Origin of the sequence: Pseudomonas sp. NFACC02 (genome assembly GCF_900110765.1) — a bacterium.
In the GTDB taxonomy this organism is placed as follows: Bacteria; Pseudomonadota; Gammaproteobacteria; order Pseudomonadales; family Pseudomonadaceae; genus Aquipseudomonas.
Window position 1 is genome coordinate 59,938 of the sequence record NZ_FOEO01000013.1, and the last position, 18,561, is coordinate 78,498.

Annotated in this window: 15 protein-coding genes; 4 read left to right on the top strand and 11 right to left on the bottom strand. The window is 57.3% G+C overall.

Going from position 1 to position 18,561, the window contains the following annotated elements:
- The first annotated feature begins 8 nt into the window (after positions 1–8).
- Complete coding sequence (locus BMY73_RS13385; RefSeq protein ID WP_256571177.1) at positions 9–1,058, top strand: glycoside hydrolase family 5 protein; 1,050 nt, start codon at positions 9–11, stop codon at positions 1,056–1,058.
- A gap of 1 nt (position 1,059) precedes the next feature.
- Here BMY73_RS13385 and BMY73_RS13390 read toward each other — a convergent pair whose 3' ends face one another.
- From BMY73_RS13390 to dnaA, 11 genes are all read right to left on the bottom strand, one after another.
- On the bottom strand, positions 1,060–2,340 hold the full coding sequence (locus BMY73_RS13390) for a hypothetical protein (protein ID WP_139214223.1): 1,281 nt from the start codon (positions 2,338–2,340) through the stop codon (positions 1,060–1,062).
- A gap of 50 nt (positions 2,341–2,390) precedes the next feature.
- A complete protein-coding gene (locus BMY73_RS13395; protein WP_092407643.1) occupies positions 2,391–3,332 on the bottom strand; it encodes a glycosyltransferase family 2 protein in 942 nt (313 codons plus the stop codon).
- Between the two features lie 75 nt (positions 3,333–3,407).
- Entirely contained in the window at positions 3,408–4,772 is a 1,365-nt protein-coding gene (locus BMY73_RS13400) for a lipopolysaccharide biosynthesis protein (RefSeq protein ID WP_092407645.1), read from the bottom strand.
- 29 nt (positions 4,773–4,801) lie between these two features.
- Positions 4,802–6,196 (bottom strand): undecaprenyl-phosphate glucose phosphotransferase, encoded by a 1,395-nt coding sequence (locus tag BMY73_RS13405; RefSeq protein ID WP_092407647.1) that lies wholly within the window; start codon positions 6,194–6,196, stop codon positions 4,802–4,804.
- A gap of 90 nt (positions 6,197–6,286) precedes the next feature.
- The gene (locus tag BMY73_RS13410) at positions 6,287–8,515 is read right to left on the bottom strand and encodes a GumC family protein (protein ID WP_092407649.1); all 2,229 of its coding nucleotides are present in this window, start codon (positions 8,513–8,515) and stop codon (positions 6,287–6,289) included.
- 2 nt (positions 8,516–8,517) lie between these two features.
- The gene (locus BMY73_RS13415) at positions 8,518–9,045 is read right to left on the bottom strand and encodes a polysaccharide biosynthesis/export family protein (RefSeq protein ID WP_062386249.1); all 528 of its coding nucleotides are present in this window, start codon (positions 9,043–9,045) and stop codon (positions 8,518–8,520) included.
- A 68-nt stretch (positions 9,046–9,113) separates the two neighbouring features.
- Positions 9,114–10,274 carry an outer membrane beta-barrel protein gene (locus BMY73_RS13420; RefSeq protein WP_256571178.1) on the bottom strand — a complete coding sequence of 387 codons (1,161 nt, stop codon included), beginning with the start codon at positions 10,272–10,274 and terminating at the stop codon, positions 9,114–9,116.
- Positions 10,275–10,962: 688 nt separating this feature from the next.
- Positions 10,963–13,380: a DNA topoisomerase (ATP-hydrolyzing) subunit B gene (gene gyrB / locus BMY73_RS13425; protein ID WP_092407651.1), complete on the bottom strand. Its 2,418-nt coding sequence runs from the start codon at positions 13,378–13,380 to the stop codon at positions 10,963–10,965.
- A 4-nt stretch (positions 13,381–13,384) separates the two neighbouring features.
- Positions 13,385–14,488, bottom strand: coding sequence for a DNA replication/repair protein RecF (gene recF, locus BMY73_RS13430; protein ID WP_062386245.1), 1,104 nt, complete (start codon positions 14,486–14,488; stop codon positions 13,385–13,387).
- 14 nt (positions 14,489–14,502) lie between these two features.
- Positions 14,503–15,606, bottom strand: a complete 1,104-nt coding sequence (gene dnaN, locus BMY73_RS13435) for a DNA polymerase III subunit beta (RefSeq protein ID WP_062386242.1) — start codon at positions 15,604–15,606, stop codon at positions 14,503–14,505.
- A gap of 35 nt (positions 15,607–15,641) precedes the next feature.
- On the bottom strand, positions 15,642–17,180 hold the full coding sequence (dnaA, locus tag BMY73_RS13440; RefSeq protein ID WP_092407652.1) for a chromosomal replication initiator protein DnaA: 1,539 nt from the start codon (positions 17,178–17,180) through the stop codon (positions 15,642–15,644).
- A 589-nt stretch (positions 17,181–17,769) separates the two neighbouring features.
- On the opposite strand from dnaA, the gene rpmH reads away from it, so the two are divergent.
- Genes rpmH through yidD form a run of 3 tightly spaced genes read left to right on the top strand, consistent with a single transcriptional unit; the run spans position 17,770 to position 18,560 of the window.
- Positions 17,770–17,904: a 50S ribosomal protein L34 gene (gene rpmH, locus BMY73_RS13445; RefSeq protein ID WP_002551315.1), complete on the top strand. Its 135-nt coding sequence runs from the start codon at positions 17,770–17,772 to the stop codon at positions 17,902–17,904.
- 16 nt (positions 17,905–17,920) lie between these two features.
- Complete coding sequence (gene rnpA / locus BMY73_RS13450) at positions 17,921–18,322, top strand: ribonuclease P protein component (RefSeq protein WP_062386236.1); 402 nt, start codon at positions 17,921–17,923, stop codon at positions 18,320–18,322.
- Positions 18,315–18,560 (top strand): membrane protein insertion efficiency factor YidD, encoded by a 246-nt coding sequence (yidD, locus tag BMY73_RS13455; protein ID WP_062386233.1) that lies wholly within the window; start codon positions 18,315–18,317, stop codon positions 18,558–18,560. The genes rnpA and yidD overlap by 8 nt, the downstream gene beginning before the upstream one ends.
- Position 18,561: the final 1 nt, after the last annotated feature.

Consider the following 18,561-nt stretch of genomic DNA (forward strand, 5'->3'; position numbering starts at 1 on the left):
GTCGCGCTATGAGGTGGTTGCGCAAGACGGTGTGGGCCGGCTTGTCGCTGACGTGCATTCAGGGAATGTGCATAAGCGCCCAGGCTTCGCCCCTGCCCATGGTGCTGATCAACGTGTCAGGGGCAGAGTCTTCGGAGAATGTGTTTCCTGGACAGAACGGCACGCACTACTTCTTCCCCAGCGATGGGTATTTCGCTCGCTGGAAATCCAAGGGGATCCGCACGGTGCGGTTTCCGGTGAAATGGGAACGCTTGCAGCCGGTGTTGGGCGGTGGTCTGGATGCCACCTATGCCGGGTTGATCGACAAGATGCTTGTGCAGGCGAACCGGCAAGGCATCGGTGTAATCCTCGATGTGCATAACTATGCTCGGTATCGACAGCACGTGATCGGCAGTCGCCAGGTGAGCGTTGATCACTATCGCCAGTTGATGCAGCGCATTGCCGAGCGCTGGCATGCTGCACCGGCCCTCTATGCCTATGACTTGATGAACGAGCCCCACGATGATTCGGACGCCAGCTGGCCCCTGGCGGCACAGGCGGGCATCGATGCGATTCGAAAGATCGACCGCAAGCGACTGATCATCGTCGAGGGACGCTCCTGGTCCAGCGCCGAGCGGTGGCCGCAGTACAACGACGCCTTGCTGGCGCTGAAGGACCCTGCCAATAACATCGTTTTTTCCGCTCACCTGTATATGGATGTGAATGGAAGCGGTGTTTACAAGGACCCGAAAGGCACACCCATCGATCCGGACATCGGCGTGCGCCGGGTAAAACCTTTCATCGAGTGGCTGCAGAAAAACGGCCGTCGAGGGCAGATTGGCGAAATGGGTTTCCCCGACGACGACCCACGATGGAACGAAGCCGCGGATCGGCTGCTCGGCTATCTGCGCAAACACTGTGTGCCGGTCGCTTACTGGACGTCCGGCGAAAGCTGGGGCCGTGAACCGATGAATCTGGAGCCCGTCGACGGGCATGACCGGCCACAATGGGCAGTGCTCTCCAAGTACCTTGAAGCGCCGGGGTGCGATGACTACGGGCCAAGGCCGGCGCGTCACTGACTCAACGATGCGGCAAAAGCGGCTGGCGAGAATGACCGTCTGGCAGCACAGGTGGCCTGAGCGTGTCGTTACGCACTGCTTCGGCACGAGCGAAATACACGAACGCGGCGATCGCCAGCCCCGCCAGGTCGCCGCCATACATGATTGACGTCGACAGAAAGAAATTCAGCGCGTTGAGCACGAAATCCAGCTGAAACGCACTGAGTAGATCGCCCTTACGCCGACACTGACGCATGATTCGCCAGTAACCGAGGTAGTAGAACAGCACGATGACCGGCGTCAGAAAGCCAAAGCGGTAGAGCACGCCCAACAGTCCGACATCTGACAGATAGAAGTAAGCGCTGTACAGCCGCGCAAAGCCGTTCTGCCACTGCAAAGACAACGCGCCCATGCCGACCCAATAGTTGTCCTGCACCTCTCGCAACACGATGTCCGAGGTGGTCGAACGCACACCACCCTCGCTGGTGGCCTCGCCCAGCAAAGCATGGAAGCGCTCGTACTGGTCGGCAAAGAACGCTGGAACGATGAAGTAAGCCACCGTCACGATCACCATGACGGCGACGCCTGATTTCAGCAGAACGCCCCATCGGCTGCGGAAGATCCACAGTCCACCCAACATCCAGACCAACATGGTGTTGCGGGTCTGCAGGACCAGCCACAGGTAAGAGGCGAACAGCAGCAACAGCGCGACCGATGCCAGCGAGTAGTCCCGTCTGAGCCGGTACATCAGCATGTAGGCGCACACACTCACATACGCTGCGCCGACGCTGAAGCGGTTCGGACGCAACGGATTGAGCCCGTAGTCTTTTTCATCGACGGTGAAGGCGACGTCACTGTTTTCCGGAATCACGCCGAAGTAATAGAGATAGCCCACCATGACGCAGGCAAGCCCAGACATCAAAAAGAACCGCTCCAGTTCTTCCTGAGTCGGGCGGGCCTTGATCATCAAGTACAAGGCTGGAAAGAACAGCAGATACAGAAAACTGCGCCGCTCCTCCAGCAGGCCATACAGCAGCGGTTGACCAAACTTTGCATTGGCCAGAAACGCCGACAGCAGCGGCAACATCAAGCCAAAACAAACCGCCCACAGCGCCGCCCTGGACTGATGCGCGCGCTTCCACAACAGCAACAATGCCAGCGCCGCCAGTACCACCGCGACGATGAACATTTCACGTAGATACGGCAGACCTGCTTTTTTGTTGTCGGTCAGAAACAGGCACGCCGAGTTCAGAAACATCAAGGCGAATAACAGCGTCGCAAAGGAAAAGAGCCTTCTGGTCACGGCGAATACCTTTTTGGACAAAACATCAGGCGAGCGAGCACTGCGGCTGATCAGCGCCAGGAAAAGGCGAAGCCCTCACTGATGCCCTTCAAACCGTAACGAATATTTTTGGGGCTTCTGCTGTTTTGCAGCACGGTGATGGACGCCAGCGCCAGCGAAGAGACGACACAACAGATCGCTGAGTGAAATCTGCGGTTGTACATGATCGCCGCTCGGTTTCGATAAAAGTGGAACAGGTGGCTTTTGCCCTTGGTACTGCCACTGTCGCCATGGCGGGCAAAACTGTTCAGCGCGACCTGACAGGTGATGCCACGTCCCGCCGCCCGGCGCTGCCAGTCGACTTCTTCGGAGTACATGAAGTAACGCTCGTCCATCAGGCCGACCTGATCGATGACGCGGCGGGACACCAGCATCGATGCACCCATCAGGTAATCAGGGGAGGGCAGGTTGAGCTGGGCCAGTCGTGAACGATCGGCGTTCTTGCCAATCAGCTTCGTTTTGCCAAGCCATGGGTAGACCGTACCGCCGCCCACGCACTGCACAATGTCGGGATCATCGGCGTACACGAGCACCGACGCGGTGAAACCGCAATGCGGATCAGCCGTCATCGTGTCGAGCAGAGCCTCCAGCGCGCCAGGTTCGACCGTGATGTCGTTGTTCAGAATCCAGAAATAGTCGTAGCCCGCCCTGTGTGCGTACGCGATGCCGACGTTATTACCGCCGGCATACCCGTGGTTACCGTTGTTCCTGATCAGACAACGCGCATATTTGCGCGAGTCATGCCGTATCTCATCCTGGGTGCTGATGAGCGTCCGGTCAGGACCCTGCCGGGACAGATGAGCAACCAGTCTCTGGTAGTCGTCTGGCCGAGAGTCGTTGTCGATGATCACGACGGGAGTCGAGTAGCTGGCCTCAAGAGAGCGAATGCAGTCGAGGGTCTGCTCGGCGCCGTTCCAGTTGAGGATAATCGCGCAAACCTTGTCGGTGTTCATGAAAGAAATCCTCAGAGGGGAAGGGATACTGCAGGCGTAGCTGCCGCCCGATCAGCGCAACATCCGATTTTTAAATCAGGCCGTTCGCACGGGCAGACGGCGATACCAGCGTTGCCCCTGGAACAGCACGATGATGATCATCGACAGGTTGATCAGCACGTTGGCGGCGGCATACGCCATGACCACCACGAGCGGATCCTTCACGATAAATGCACCGCCCAGCACAGCCAGAATTCGCAGGCTCGTGCTGACGAGCTCAAACACCAGGAAGGTCCTCTGCAGGGACAGCGCCGGTATGGCGACCAGACAGGGCCCGCCGATAAAGCCGGCAAACTCGGAGATCGCCAGCCACCTCGCGTACTCGCCCGCGGTTTCCCACGGCGTGCCGAACGCGAGCGCGAACAGCCACGGCCCGGCGATGACCAGCGCGGCAAACGGTGCCAGACCGGCCAATGCCATCCCGGCCACGCCTCGCATCAGCAGGCCTGTGACGGGTTCGCTGCCGTGAATCGCCTGGGTGATACGCGGGTAGTAGACACTGCCGACCGCCTTGCCGATGAAGTTGCTGGGCATCGCCAGCACTTGCAGACACAGCGCGAAAAAGCCGGCCGGAACCGCACCGAAAGCCGAAGCCAGCACCAGCGTCGGCATGTGTACAGACAGGGCATTGATCAACACTTGCGGCGCGCGAAACAGCGGGAAGTCCCGATATTCGGAGGCGAGTTGGCGTAAGGTTTTGTGCGAGCGCTCAGCCGCGTTTGAGTGACCGGAAACACGCCCTGGCTCACGGCGCAGACGAATGCCGATCAACAGCAAGGCGCTGTGTATCACGTAATAAAGCGCACTCGTCACGACGAGAACCGGCGCGGTCGCCAGCACTAAACCGGCCCCACTGCGGGTGGCGTTGTATATCAGCGCATGCAAGGTCGCCGCACGCGCCGTCAGGCTGAAGCGCTGGTTGCGATAGAGCCATTGCTGAGTGATCTCCAGTACCGCCGAGCTGAACATGACAATCGGCAGCAGCATCAGGTAAGGGATCAGAATGTCGATTCCCAACGCTTCGGACGCCTGGACACCCCAGCCGTATAACAACGCGGCAATCACCCCGCAGACCGTCGCCGCGATCCACAAGGAAAGCCGAATCAGGCCGCGGGCATCACGGTCTGACTGTGGCAGGACAATCGCCATCGGGTACGTCAATGCGCACCACGGGATGAGAATGATCGTGAGGCTCTGGAACGTGCCGACCACACCGAATGCTTCCGGGCCATAGATGCGCATGATCACCGGAATCAGCGCGAGGTTTATCGCCTGGGCCCCCGCGCTGCCGGAAATCGTGGTGACGATGTTGCGTACCAACCGTGCCTGCCACACCTGTCGAACCACACCACGCCAACCCGCGCCAGGCAGGCCGGTGGCGGTTAATTCGGGATCTGCCATGACCGATCTCCTTTGATCGCCGCCGCGCTTCAATAGATGTTGCGAGAGAACAAGGTGAATGGCGTCTTGAACAGGATTTTGATATCCAGCCAGAGCGACCAATGGTTGATGTAGTCCAGATCCTTTTCGATCCGCTTCTGCATTTTTTCGAGGGTTTCGGTTTCGCCCCGCAACCCGCTCACCTGCGCAAGCCCGGTCATGCCGGGCTTGATTCGATGCCTGGCCATGTAAGCGATGATCTTGTCGCCGTAATAGTGATTATGGGCGACCGCGTGTGGACGCGGTCCGACCAGGGCCATTTCACCGCGCAAGACGTTGATCAACTGAGGCAGCTCATCGATCGACGTACGTCGGATGAAAGCGCCGACTTTAGTGATACGCGCGTCGTTCTGCGTCGCCTGCTTGACCGCTGTGTCGTCGTGCAGACGCATGGAGCGGAATTTCCACACCAGAATCACCATCCCGTTACAGCCATGCCGTGGTTGTCGAAAAAAGACGGGACCGGGCGATGACACTTTCACCGCGATCGCTACGGCAAGCATCACCGGGAACAGAACTATCAGCGACACCAACGCCAGTCCACGGTCGAACAACTCCTTGCCCAGGGCTGCCGCCGGATGAGAACTGAGCGGAGTCTCGTTGAGGTAGATCGCGGGAAATTGCTCAATCTGCGAAATGGATTGGTTGAGCAACATCATGCTGCTGAAATCCGGAATCCACACCACATCGACATTCAGGTCGAGCAGGGCCAGGTAAATGGCTTCTATCTGCGCCGCCTTGCTCAGCGGCATGGCGATGTACACCCGCCTGATGCGATGCCGCGTCACCAGATCGTTGAGCTCTGGCAGGGCGCCAAGCACCGGTATGTGAGCGTGCGGCACGGGATGCGCGACGTCCTCATCAGCGCTGGAAACCATCCCGATGACAGGCACCCGCTCATGTAATCGTTGCGCCAGGCTGTAGGCCAGCGGGCAGGTCCCGACGATCACGGCGGTGCGTTCGTATCGCAGCCAGCGAGCATGCAAATGGGTGAGGTAGCGCAAGGGGAGGTAGCTGCCCGCCTGCGCCAGGAACCCGAAGACGGCCATCCTTGCCAGCAACGCATGATCGAGGTTCACATAGTCCAGGCAAACCCGTGCGACGGCAGACAGGCTCGCCATCAACACAGCCCAGCCCGCCAGCAGACGCAACAGGCCAACGCCGTATCCATAGCGTTTGTGATACACGTGCAACGCGGCGTAGACAGGGACCGAGGCGAGCACCCCGAGAAGGATCAGCACCCGGTACTCCGTTGCGATATAGCCGAACTGGTGGAGCACCAGAAAACAGATGGTCAGACTGGAAAGGACCGTGGCACTCGCCCACTGAGCCCAGAACGTCAGACCTCTGCGATTGACCAGAGGATGTAAGCGTCGAGCAAGCATGGTGATACTCCCAAGCGTTCGTCGCACGCCCGTAAGTCATTGCCCAGGCTGAGCTGATGATTTTCTTAAGCGACAGTCGCCGTTTTCCCGTTACACCTTTGGCTGATATGCCTCACCCGGTAGATAGCCGTAATAGCCTTGATGGTCATAGCGAGCGTTGGTCGCAGAGACCTGATTGAGAATGACGCCGATCACCGGCGCCCCGTTACGCAACAGCTGCCCGACACCTCGCTGTACAACGGGGGTGGACGTGCTGTCTGACTTCACGACGTAGAGCACTGCATCAGCCAGCGCGCAGAGCAACGCGGCATCACTGACCGAATGGCTGGCGGGCGAATCAATGATGATGCGGTCGTAGTGCTGTCGGGCCCAGTCCAGAAAGCTGGTGAAGCGGGGAGAGGCGAGCAACTCGAGCGGGTTGGACGGAACCTCGCCGGCCGGCAAGACATCCATGTCCGCTACGTGCTGAATGCACTCGCCGCTGCGCGCGCTGCCGTTTACCAGGTTCGCCAGTCCGATCTGACCATTACTCAAGCCCAGGTTCTTGGCCAGTGTCGGTCGTCGAAGGTCAGCCTCGATCAACAGCACGCGCTCCAGCCGCCCCAAGGCGCAAGCCAGATTCACCGCAATCGCGCTTTTGCCTTCGCCAGGCACGGATGAGGTGATCACCAGCACATGGCGACGAGCATTGATGTCGCTGAGCATGACCCCGGTGCGCGCCGTTCGAATCGCTTCACTGAACGCCGAGTCGTCGTTGCGCTCGAACTGCCGGGCAATCCGTGCCCGGTTTTTCTTCTGCAACAACGGCACGACACCCAACACCGGCAGGCGCATTTTCTTCTCGACATCGTCGGTGGATTTGACGGTGTTTTTCATCGCGTCACGCAGCAGTGACACACCGCAGCCACATCCAAATGCCAACAGCGCAGCGATCGACAGGATCAGCGACTTGCGCGGTGTATTGGGTTGCAGGGGTGTAATCGCTTCATCGACGATTCGCGCATTGCTTGACCCCAAATCGGACGTCGCCATGGTTTCTCGCAACCGATTAATGAAGGTCTCGTACAACGAGCGATTGCTGTCGACATCGCGCTGCAACTCTCGCAACTTGAACTCTTTGCGCGAAATGTCCTGAATCTGCGCACGACTGGTATTCACCGATGCACGCAGGGCGCTTTCGTTGGCCTGCGCCAGTTGGTAATTATTCTGCAGGCCGGCAACCACCTGGTTGACCTGCGTTTCCATGCTGGCCTTGGCGGCGGCAAGGTCCGAGCGCGCAGCGATCATCTTCGGATGTCGGTCGCCGTAACGTCGGGATAACTCATCGACCTTGGCCTGAGCCTTGGCCACGTCTGCCTGGAATTGTTGAATCACCGGGTTGTTGATCACCGCAGGAATCGTCGACAACTGGCTGGCGCTCTTGCCACTGATCGATTGCACCTGCTGATACTGACTTTGTGCCTCGGCGCGTTCACGGCGTGCGTCGATCATGCGATCACTGGTTTTCGCGAGTTCATTGGCGGTGATCGTCGTCACGCCGCCCACATCAACCAGCCCTTGGGCATCGCGATAGGCTTGAAGCTTGTTTTCCGATGCCTGCAATTGCGTGCGCAGTTCGTTCACGCGTGTGTCCATCCACCGGCTGGCGGTGAGTGAGTCGTTCACCTGCGCGTCGAGCCGACTGTCCAGATAACCTCGCGCCAGTGAATTGGCTGCCGCAGCCGCAGTCTGTTTGTCCTTGAGCGTGACACCGATGGTGACCAACTGGCTTTTACCCACAGAGCCCACCGAGGTGTGCTCCATCAATTCCATCACAGCGCCATCGAATACCTGTGTCGGCGTGAGCACCTCGCCTTTGCTCCACTGCGCCGGAAACCACTCAGGCCGAAGAGCCGCAATCATCGATTTCAGACGGGCCATGAGGTAGGGACGCTGGCGCGGGTCGAATTCAGGATGCTCGGTGAGGTTCAGCTGTCGCACGGCACGCTCTGCAACGCCCCGACTCTGAATCAGGCTGATCTGGGTTTGAAGGTAATCGCTGGTCGGGTTGCTCGGGTCGGCCGGTGGCTGGAATGAAATCAGCGATGCGCTTTTCGGCTCGATCACCAAAGACGCCACCGCGCGATACACTGGGGTGATCGTCTGCATCAGTCCTGCCGCCAGTACGACGGCGAGGAGCGTGACCGTCAGAATGCTCCACTTGCTCGCCCACAGGGTCTGTCCTATTTTGCGCGAGTCAAGAAAGTCTCGATCGTCTTCCGGAATCCCTGGCGAATGCCGGCCGATCTCGTTTCGCGTGCTGATGCTGATCTGGCCCATGGTCAAAAGAACCCCTGATCGATGTTGATGGTGTCACCCGGTTCAACCAACGTATTCAACGACGCCTTGACGACGCTGCGGCTCGGGTCTGTTCCACGAATGATGCTGATGCGCTTGTCAGAAGCCCGCTCGGTGAGGCCCCCCGCGACAGCGATCGCACGGTCCAGCGTCAACCCGGGCTGAAAGGGATAACCGCCGGGTAGTTTGACTTCGCCGCTGATGTAGAACTGGCGGTAAGTCAGCACGCTGACCGAAACCCTGGGGTCGACCAGATAGCCGTCTTTGAGCTTGCTGGTGATGAGCTTTTCAACCGCAGTCGGGGTCAGCCCCTTCGCATTGATCTCCCCAATGAACGGGTAGGAGAAAGTGCCTGCGTCGGTCAGCCGAATCTCTTTGAAACTCAAGTCAGACTCGCCGAATACATTGATGTTGATGACGTCGCCTGAGCCGAGCTGATACTGCGCCGCCGCAAAGCTCAGCGTACTGCAGACCAGAAGCACGGTTGCGATGAGGATTTGACGGATAGACATAGAGCAACCTCCCATCCAGATTCTGGCCCTGAAGGGCCTTTTCACGTCGACCTTCAAGCCTGCGAATCTCACAGGCTCAAGGCGATAGTCAGCATGTAAACGTTGCGGGTGTAGGTCTGCTCATCCAGATTCGAGTCGTTTTTCCAACGCTGATACCCCAGCGACACCTCGGCCCAACGGGTGGGCGAATAGATCACTGAAGTCCCAAAGGCATTGAGCTTGTCGTCACGCCCACCAACGCCCAGGTATTCAAGATCCGCGTATCGGTAGTGCACGTCAGTGGCGATCCAGGGCGACCAGGTATGTCGCCAACCGAGCCGGGTGCTGGTGTCATGCACGGTGTTTGCGCCATCGTCACCTTCTTCGAACGACTTGCGCGCATTGACGTAAAACGTGGAGTAGGTACGCGGTTTGTATTCAACGTTGGCCTCCCATGTCGGGCTGCTGTAGTCATTCACATCACTGTCATCGAAGTTCTTGCGCTCGTAGCCCACCCGCACACTGCCGCTGAGCTTGGCGGTGATGTCACGGGTGACACCGACTAACACCGCATCTCCGGTACTGTTGCGCGGGCTGTTGCTGATGACGTAATCGAAGTCGCTGTGACGCACTTCCACCAGCGCACGCGTACTCCCGCCAAGCCGGTGGTACCAGGTTCCGATATAGGTCGTGGTGTCGTGCTCTTTGTCATCGTTGAGCGTGCCGCTGTTGCGATATCGCAGCTGCTGGTACTCAGCCGATACGTCGATCTGGTTCATCGCCGTTCGCGCGCCGAAGCTGTAACCCACTTTGCCGTTCTTCAGCGTGTACTTGTCGTTTTCACGAGGCTCTGCGGTCTGCACGGTTTCTTCGGCACGGCGATAACCCAACTCCAGATTCAACCGATTTCGAGAGTTGAACTCCATGACGCTTCTGGCCTTGAGCGCTTGATCCACGTGATCGGCGTCCGCGTGGTCCTGATAGGTGCGGCTATCGACCGCGTATTCAAGTTGATAACCGCTGGTACGTGTTTGCGTCTCGAGGAGAAACGTCGGGCGCACCGACGTTATCCACGATGCTTGCTCGTGGTTGGGCAATGTTCGGAAGTTATCGTCGTACTGCTCACTGACTTTCAGTGAGGGCGTGAAGTCGAACCCGCCCACCTCAACGCTCTGAGGTTTGCCCTCCATCGCCGCCAAAGGAAAAGGGATGGACATGAGCAAAGCCAGGAGATCTTTCCGGTTGATCATTCACAATTCCTTCCAGCGCTCGGCCAGACAATGGGCATGGAAAAAGGCAAACAAACGCCGAAAACCCATCCGGAATGACGCCGGTGGGGAAAGGAAAACGCGGGATATTCTTTGCCAGACACTGCCTCAGAGTTTGAGTGGGCAGGCGGCATCTGCACGACCAGTGTTCACTGGGGGCAGGGGTACAACAGGCAGGAACCAAAAATTTGATATAGCTACCGCACCGAGATGCCTCGGAGCGATGAATCAAATAAAGGGGGTTTCACATCAACCATGCGAAATGCGGGGGCGCATGGACTACCGATGAATACTGAAATCCGTCACGACGAAGTCGCTTCGGGGATACTGCGCCGGCGATCATTAGGTGCGTCGGGACAGGAAGATACTGTCGCCGGCGGCATCGCTCGACGGTCTGAGTATGCGCAAGGATTGTGACTTGTGTAAGTCCGTCGACAGACGGTTTGCCTGCCTGTTACTCAGCCGTAACACCCAGTTGGGCGGATGTTAGGCCTGGGAGACATTCGGCAGTGTGGATTCACCCTGACTTATCGTCCTTACCTGCAGAGATAGCTGTTGTTGTAAAAAAGATGAGTCCGGAGTCCGTCCATTTGCGCTACACCTTCGTCCCAATAAAAAACCCCGGTGACCTTCGGTCAACCGGGGTTTTTCGTTTCTGGGGGACAAAACCTTAGAAATCCAGGTTCGACACCGCCAGCGCGTTGGCTTCAATGAAGTCGCGGCGAGGCTCTACCGCATCGCCCATCAGCGTGTTGAAGATCTGATCGGCTGCAATCGCGTCCTCGATGGTGACCTTCAACATGCGACGCACGCTTGGGTCCATCGTGGTTTCCCACAATTGATCGGGGTTCATCTCACCCAGACCTTTGTATCGCTGGATGGTATGGCGCTTGGTACTTTCTGCCATCAACCAGGCGAGGGCGTCCTTGAACTCGGTGACAGCCTTCTTGCGCTCGCCACGTTGTACGTAAGCCCCTTCTTCTAGCAAGGTGCTGATCTGCGCACCGAGAGCAGTAACGGTCTTGTAGTCGTTGCTGCCGAAGAAGTCGCGGTTGAACGTCACGTAATTGGACAGGCCGTGGGAGATCAGTTCGACCTCTGGCAGCCAGACATTACGTTCACGGTCTTCACGCAGGCTTGCCTTGTAGACCAGACCGGATTTTTCGCCGACACGCAGGCGCTCGTCGAACTTGGCCAGCCAGTCTTGCATGGCCGCGTGATCCGACAACTGTTCCATCGCCACAGGCGGCAGGTACACGAAGTGCTCTGTCAGCTCCTGAGGATACAGGCGCGACAGACGCTTGAGCGTCTTCATGACCATGCGGAAGTCATTCACCAGTTTTTCCAGCGCAGGACCCGAAATACCAGGCGCCGATTCGTTCAAGTGCAGGCTCGCATCTTCCAGGGCCGACTGCGTCATGTACTCTTCCATGGCATCGTCGTCTTTGATGTACTGCTCCTGCTTGCCTTTCTTGACCTTGTACAGCGGTGGCTGAGCGATGTAGATGTAGCCACGCTCTACCAGTTCCGGCAACTGACGGAAGAAGAAGGTCAGCAGCAGGGTACGGATGTGCGAACCGTCGACGTCAGCATCGGTCATGATGATGATGTTGTGATAGCGCAGCTTGTCGATGTTGTACTCTTCGCGGCCGATGCCGCAGCCCAGCGCGGTGATCAAGGTGCCGACTTCCTGCGAAGAAATCATCTTGTCGAAGCGGGCTTTTTCAACGTTCAGGATTTTGCCCTTAAGGGGCAGAATGGCCTGAGTCTTACGGTTACGTCCCTGCTTGGCGGAACCGCCAGCAGAGTCACCTTCCACCAGGTACAGTTCGGAGAGGGCAGGGTCTTTTTCCTGGCAATCCGCGAGCTTGCCGGGTAATCCGGCAATGTCCAGAGCGCCTTTACGGCGGGTCATCTCACGGGCTTTACGCGCCGCTTCACGGGCACGGGCGGCGTCGATCATCTTGCCCACAACCGCTTTGGCTTCGTTCGGGTTCTCCAGCAGGAAGTCAGAGAAGTATTTACCCATCTCTTGCTCGACTGCTGTCTTCACCTCGGAAGAAACCAGCTTGTCCTTGGTCTGCGAACTGAATTTCGGATCAGGCACTTTCACCGAGATGATGGCCGTCAGGCCTTCACGGGCATCGTCACCGGTCGTGGCAACTTTGTGCTTCTTCGCCAAGCCTTCCTGCTCAATGTAGTTGTTCAGGTTACGCGTCAGCGCGGAGCGGAAGCCCACAAGGTGAGTTCCCCCGTCGCGCTGCGGGATGTTGTTAGTGAAGCACAACAGATTTTCGTTAAAGCTGTCGTTCCACTGCAGAGCGATCTCGACACCGACACCGTCATCGCGTTGAACGTTGAAGTGGAAGACCTGGTTCACGGCCGTCTTGTTGGTGTTCAGATACTCGACGAATGCACGCAGTCCGCCTTCGTACTTGAACAACTCTTCCTTGCCGCTGCGCTCATCCTTCAGGACGATACCGACACCCGAGTTCAGGAAGGACAGTTCGCGGATACGTTTGGCAAGAATATCCCAGCTGAAGTGAATGTTCTTGAAGGTGTCAGCGGAGGGTTTGAAATGGATTTCAGTGCCGGTGGTGTCGCTGTCGCCGACGATTTTCATCGGTTCTTGAGGCACGCCGTGCACATACGTTTGTTCCCAAATCTTGCCACTGCGGCGAACGGTCAGGTTCAGCTCTTCGGAAAGCGCGTTCACGACCGACACACCTACGCCGTGCAAGCCGCCGGACACCTTGTAGGAGTTGTCATCGAACTTACCGCCTGCGTGCAGTACGGTCATGATGACTTCAGCGGCCGAGACGCCTTCTTCTTTGTGCACATCAACCGGAATACCGCGGCCATTGTCGCGTACAGTGATGGATTCGTCCGGATGGATGATGATGCTGATATCGTCGCAGTGGCCAGCCAGTGCTTCGTCAATGGAGTTATCCACCACTTCAAACACCATGTGGTGCAGACCGCTGCCATCGTCCGTATCGCCGATGTACATACCGGGACGCTTGCGTACGGCATCAAGTCCTTTCAGCACTTTAATGCTGGACGAGTCGTACGTTTGATTTTCGCTCATGCATTCACTCCCGATGGTCGGGGGTCTGGGTGATGCTGCCATGTTCCACGTGGAACACAGCGACCGGCGTTTCCGCCTCCCAGCCTTCCCTCAACAATTCATGATCTACACAGGTGATAAATACCTGGCAGCGTAATTCTTCCAGCAAGCGACACAATGCGCTGCGGTGATGCTCGTCGAGCTCCGATGGCAGATCGTCGACGAGATAAATACATTGGCCGCGGCGCGCCTGACTAACGAGATGACCTTGCGCAATGCGTAACGCGCAGACCACGAGCTTCTGCTGTCCGCGTGACAAGATATCCGCTGCGTTGTGACCACCGAGTCGAAGGCGCAAGTCGGCGCGCTGCGGCCCTGCCTGGGTATGACCCATTTGCTGATCGCGATAGAGAGAGGAGGCGAGCACAGCGCTCAAGTCTTTCTCCTTGTCCCAACCGCGGTAGTAACTCAGGGTCAAACCCTCAAGCTGAACAAGTTCGCTCAATGTCTGTTCAAACACTGGCTTCAACGCTTTGATGTAAGCGCGGCGAAACTCATCGATTTCGTCACTGGCGAGGCACAACTCCCGGTCCCAGGCCGCCTGCGAAGCGCCGTCAAGTGTACCATGCCGGAGCCACGAGTTTCGCTGCCGCAAGGCCTTCTGGAGTCGTTGCCACGTGGCCATAAAGCGAGGTTCCACGTGGAACACTCCCCAATCCAGAAACTGCCGACGGATCTTCGGTGCTCCTTCCAGCAGACGAAAGCTGTCGGGGTTGATCAATTGCAGCGGCAACGTTTCCGCCAACTGGGCAGCACTCTTGGCGTTCTGGCCGTCGATACGAATTTGAAATTCGCCCTGGCGATCCCGCGAAATACCCAGGTTGCTATGTCCCCCCTCAGCGAGTTCGACCTGTCCGAAGACGGTGCACGCGGGCTGTTCATACTGGATAACGGGTTGCAGGCGAGCACTGCGAAAAGACCGGGCAAGTCCCAGCAAATGGATGGCCTCTAGCACACTGGTTTTACCACTGCCGTTGGCGCCATAAAGAATATTGATGCGAGGAGAGGGGGAGAAGGTCACCGGGTGCAGATTGCGCACCCCGGTGACCGAGACGCGACTAAGAGACATCTATCGGCTGCTGATTACAGACGCATCGGCATAACAACATAAGCCGAATCGTCGTTGCCAGACTCTTGCACCAGTGCACTGCTGTTCGAGTCGGAAAGGATCAGGCGAACTTGCTCAGTGGTCATGACGCCCAATACGTCGAGCAGGTAGCTCACGTTAAAACCGATTTCCAACGAACTGCCGTTGTAGTCAACGCTGATCTCTTCTTCTGCTTCTTCCTGCTCAGGGTTGTTCGCCTGAATTTTCAACTGGCCGCTGGCCAGTTGCAGACGAATACCACGATACTTTTCGTTCGACAGAATGGCGGTACGACTGAAGGCTTCGCGCAACGCTTGACGATCGCCGACCACCAGCTTGTCGCCACCTTTTGGCAGCACACGCTCATAGTCAGGGAATTTGCCATCGACCAGTTTTGACGTGAACGTGAATTCGCCGGTGGTCGCACGAATGTGATGCTGACCCAGCACGATACTGACCAGGCCGTCTTGCTCGGTGAGCAAGCGTGCGAGTTCCAGGATGCCTTTGCGCGGCACGATCACCTGATGCCGATCAGCCTGCTCGATTTCCGCCGCCATCGAACACATCGCGAGGCGGTGGCCATCCGTGGCGACTGCACGCAGGATGCCTGATTGGACTTCCAGCAGCATGCCGTTCAGGTAATAGCGAACGTCCTGCTGAGCCATTGCGAAGCTGGTGCGTTCGATCAAACGGCGCAGTTTGCTTTGCACCAGATTAAACGTCAGCGAGCCCGGACCTTCTTCCACAGTCGGGAAATCATTGGCCGGCAGCGTCGACAGCGTAAAACGGCTACGCCCGGCTTTGACGACGAGCTTTTGTTCGTCGACCTTGATATCGATCAGAGCGTCATTCGGCAAGCTTTTGCAGATGTCCATCAGCTTGCGCGCCGGCACGGTAATCTCGCCAGGCTCTGCAGGTTCTTCCAGTTGCACACGCCCAACCAGTTCGACTTCCAGGTCGGTACCGGTCAGGGACAGCTGCTGCCCTTCAACGACCAGTAACACGTTCGACAGAACCGGCAAGGTCTGGCGGCGTTCGACAACGCCCGCGACCAGTTGCAGGGGTTTCAACAGGGCTTCGCGTTGAATGGTGAAATGCATGGTCTAGTCCCTTGCCTTGAAAAGCTGCGTCAGCATCACGTAGTCAAAGTACGCAGCAGGTTCTTGTAGTCCTCGCGGATATCCGCATCGGATTCTTTAAGCTCATTAATCTTGCGGCAGGCGTGCAGCACGGTCGTATGGTCGCGCCCACCGAACACATCACCGATCTCCGGCAAACTGTGGTTGGTCAACTCTTTGGACAACGCCATCGCAACCTGGCGAGGCCGCGCAACGGATCTCGAACGACGTTTCGACAAAAGGTCGGAGATTTTGATCTTGTAGTATTCAGCGACGGTGCGCTGAATGTTATCCACACTCACCAGTTTGTCCTGCAACGCCAGCAGGTCTTTGAGCGACTCGCGAATCAGCTCGATGGTGATGTCACGCCCCATGAAGTGAGAGTGAGCGATGACACGCTTAAGCGCCCCCTCCAGTTCACGCACGTTGGATCGTATGCGCTGGGCGATAAAGAAAGCAGCGTCGTGGGGAAGGTCGACCTTCGCCTGATCGGCCTTCTTCATAAGGATCGCCACGCGGGTTTCGAGCTCGGGCGGCTCGACAGCGACGGTCAGCCCCCAGCCAAAACGCGATTTGAGACGCTCTTCAAGACCTTCGATTTCTTTTGGATAACGGTCGCTGGTCAGGATGACCTGTTGGCCGCCTTCAAGCAGCGCGTTGAAGGTGTGGAAAAACTCTTCCTGCGAGCGCTCTTTGCGCGCGAAAAACTGAATGTCATCGATCAGCAATGCGTCGACAGAGCGATAGAAACGCTTGAATTCATTGATGGCATTGAGTTGCAGCGCCTTGACCATGTCCGCAACGAACCGCTCTGAATGGAGGTAAACAACCTTCGCATTCGGATTCTTCTTGAGCAGGTGGTTACCCACAGCGTGCATCAAGTGGGTTTTACCCAAGCCTACGCCACCGTAAAGAAACAGCGGGTTGTAACCGTGCTTGGGATTATCCGCGACCTGCCACGCTGCTGCACGCGCCAATTGGTTGGACTTACCTTCAACAAAGTTTTCAAAGGTGAAGGTGCGATTCAGATAACTGGTGTGCTTGAGCGCGCCTTCGACCTGAACATTGCGCTGTTCAGCGCGAGCAGGTGCCTGCTGAGAGCTGGCGCCGGCCATCGGGTCGAAGCTTGCCCGCGAAGGTTCGTCATCTACATCGAGCGCTACCTGAACCAGGGGAGCAGGAGGCAGGGACGCAGTCGGAGCAACAGGAGCGGATGAACCGTTCCCTTGAATCGCGGTGCTTTGAGCTGCCTGAGACGCCGCAGCGGCAGCTGCCAGTGGGGCATTGGGCGCAGCGCGGGGGGCGGAGCTTCGTTTGCTGCCTATTAATAAGGAAAGGGAAGGCGCAATGCCTTGGCCCTGTTCAGCCAACAGTTCAAGCACGCGCCCCAGGTACTTTTCATTCACCCAATCAAGCACGAACCGGTTTGGCGCATAGACACGCAACTCGTCGCCCTCGGCTTCGACCTGTAGCGGACGGATCCAGGTGTTGAATTGCTGGGCAGGCAGTTCATCGCGCAAAAGCTCCACGCACTGCTGCCAAAGTTCCACTGACACGGATATCCCCTAAGTTTCGAAAGCCGGTGAGGCAAAAAACAAGCGCCCATTGTAACCACCCCCGCCAGACTTATCCACATGTAGGTCATGCAGCGGCGTCTCAAAATCAACGTCTTATAAGGTTAAATCCCGACCGACGGTATGTGCATAAGCTCTGTGGATAACCGTCGCTCAGCTCATTGCATAACTCGGGTCGAAAATCTGTGGGTAACTCGCCTGTGGATAACATCGCGATCCACACACAGGTTTTCCGAGGGTGCAGCACAGGACCAGCACCGCTTGTGGACAGAGTTTCTATTCTCTGTACACCGCATTCTAGAAGGGCTAAATCCACTTATCCACAGACAAGGCCGCCTCTAGTCTTTATAAGCTTTACAGAAAAGCTTTAAATACTTTCCTTCTTTATTTTTATGTCTAAGCCTTCGATGCCCGCCTTGAGAACCTGCCTCGCTCACGCCGGATGCCTATAAGAAGTAAATGGAAGAATCACTGGTTGGAAATTGACCTGCGAGCTTGCTTTCTCTAGAATCCCCGGTCTCTTAAAACGGGGGCCATTCCGGCCCGTTGTGGACGAACCAGGTAACACGCCATGAAACGTACTTTCCAACCCAGCACTATCAAGCGCGCCCGCACCCACGGTTTTCGTGCTCGTATGGCCACCAAAAACGGCCGTGCAGTTCTGTCGCGTCGTCGCGCCAAAGGCCGTAAGCGTCTGGCAGTTTGATTAATCGGCACAGGTGGTGAGTCGAGACTTCAGTCGGGAAAAGCGTTTGCTGACACCCCGGCATTTCAAGGCAGTCTTTGACTCCCCTACCGGCAAGGTTCCGGGGAAAAATCTCCTGCTCCTTGTGCGCAACAACGACCTGGATCACGCCCGTTTGGGACTGGTGATCGGTAAGAAGAGCGTGAAGCTCTCCGTCGAGCGCAATCGCTTGAAACGCCTGATGCGCGAATCTTTTCGCCACCACCAAGACAACCTGATTGGTTGGGATATCGTGGTTGTCGCGCGTAAAGGCTTGGGTGACATTGAAAACCCCGAACTAATTCAGCATTTCGGCAAGCTCTGGAAACGTCTGGCGCGCAGCCGGCCAACCTCAGAAGTCAAAACCGAAACTGCGGGGGTAGACAGTCCTGATGCGTAAACTGGCGCTCGTTCCGATCCAGTTTTACCGCTATGCCATTAGTCCTCTGATGGCCAGTCACTGTCGTTTCTACCCCAGTTGCTCCTGCTACGCGTACGAAGCCATTGAAAATCATGGCCTGGTGCGCGGCGGCTGGCTGACCTTGCGTCGCCTAGGTCGCTGTCATCCGTGGAATCCCGGTGGTTTCGACCCGGTTCCACCAGCTCCCACCTCCCGTTCCTCTTCGATGGCCGAGTAAT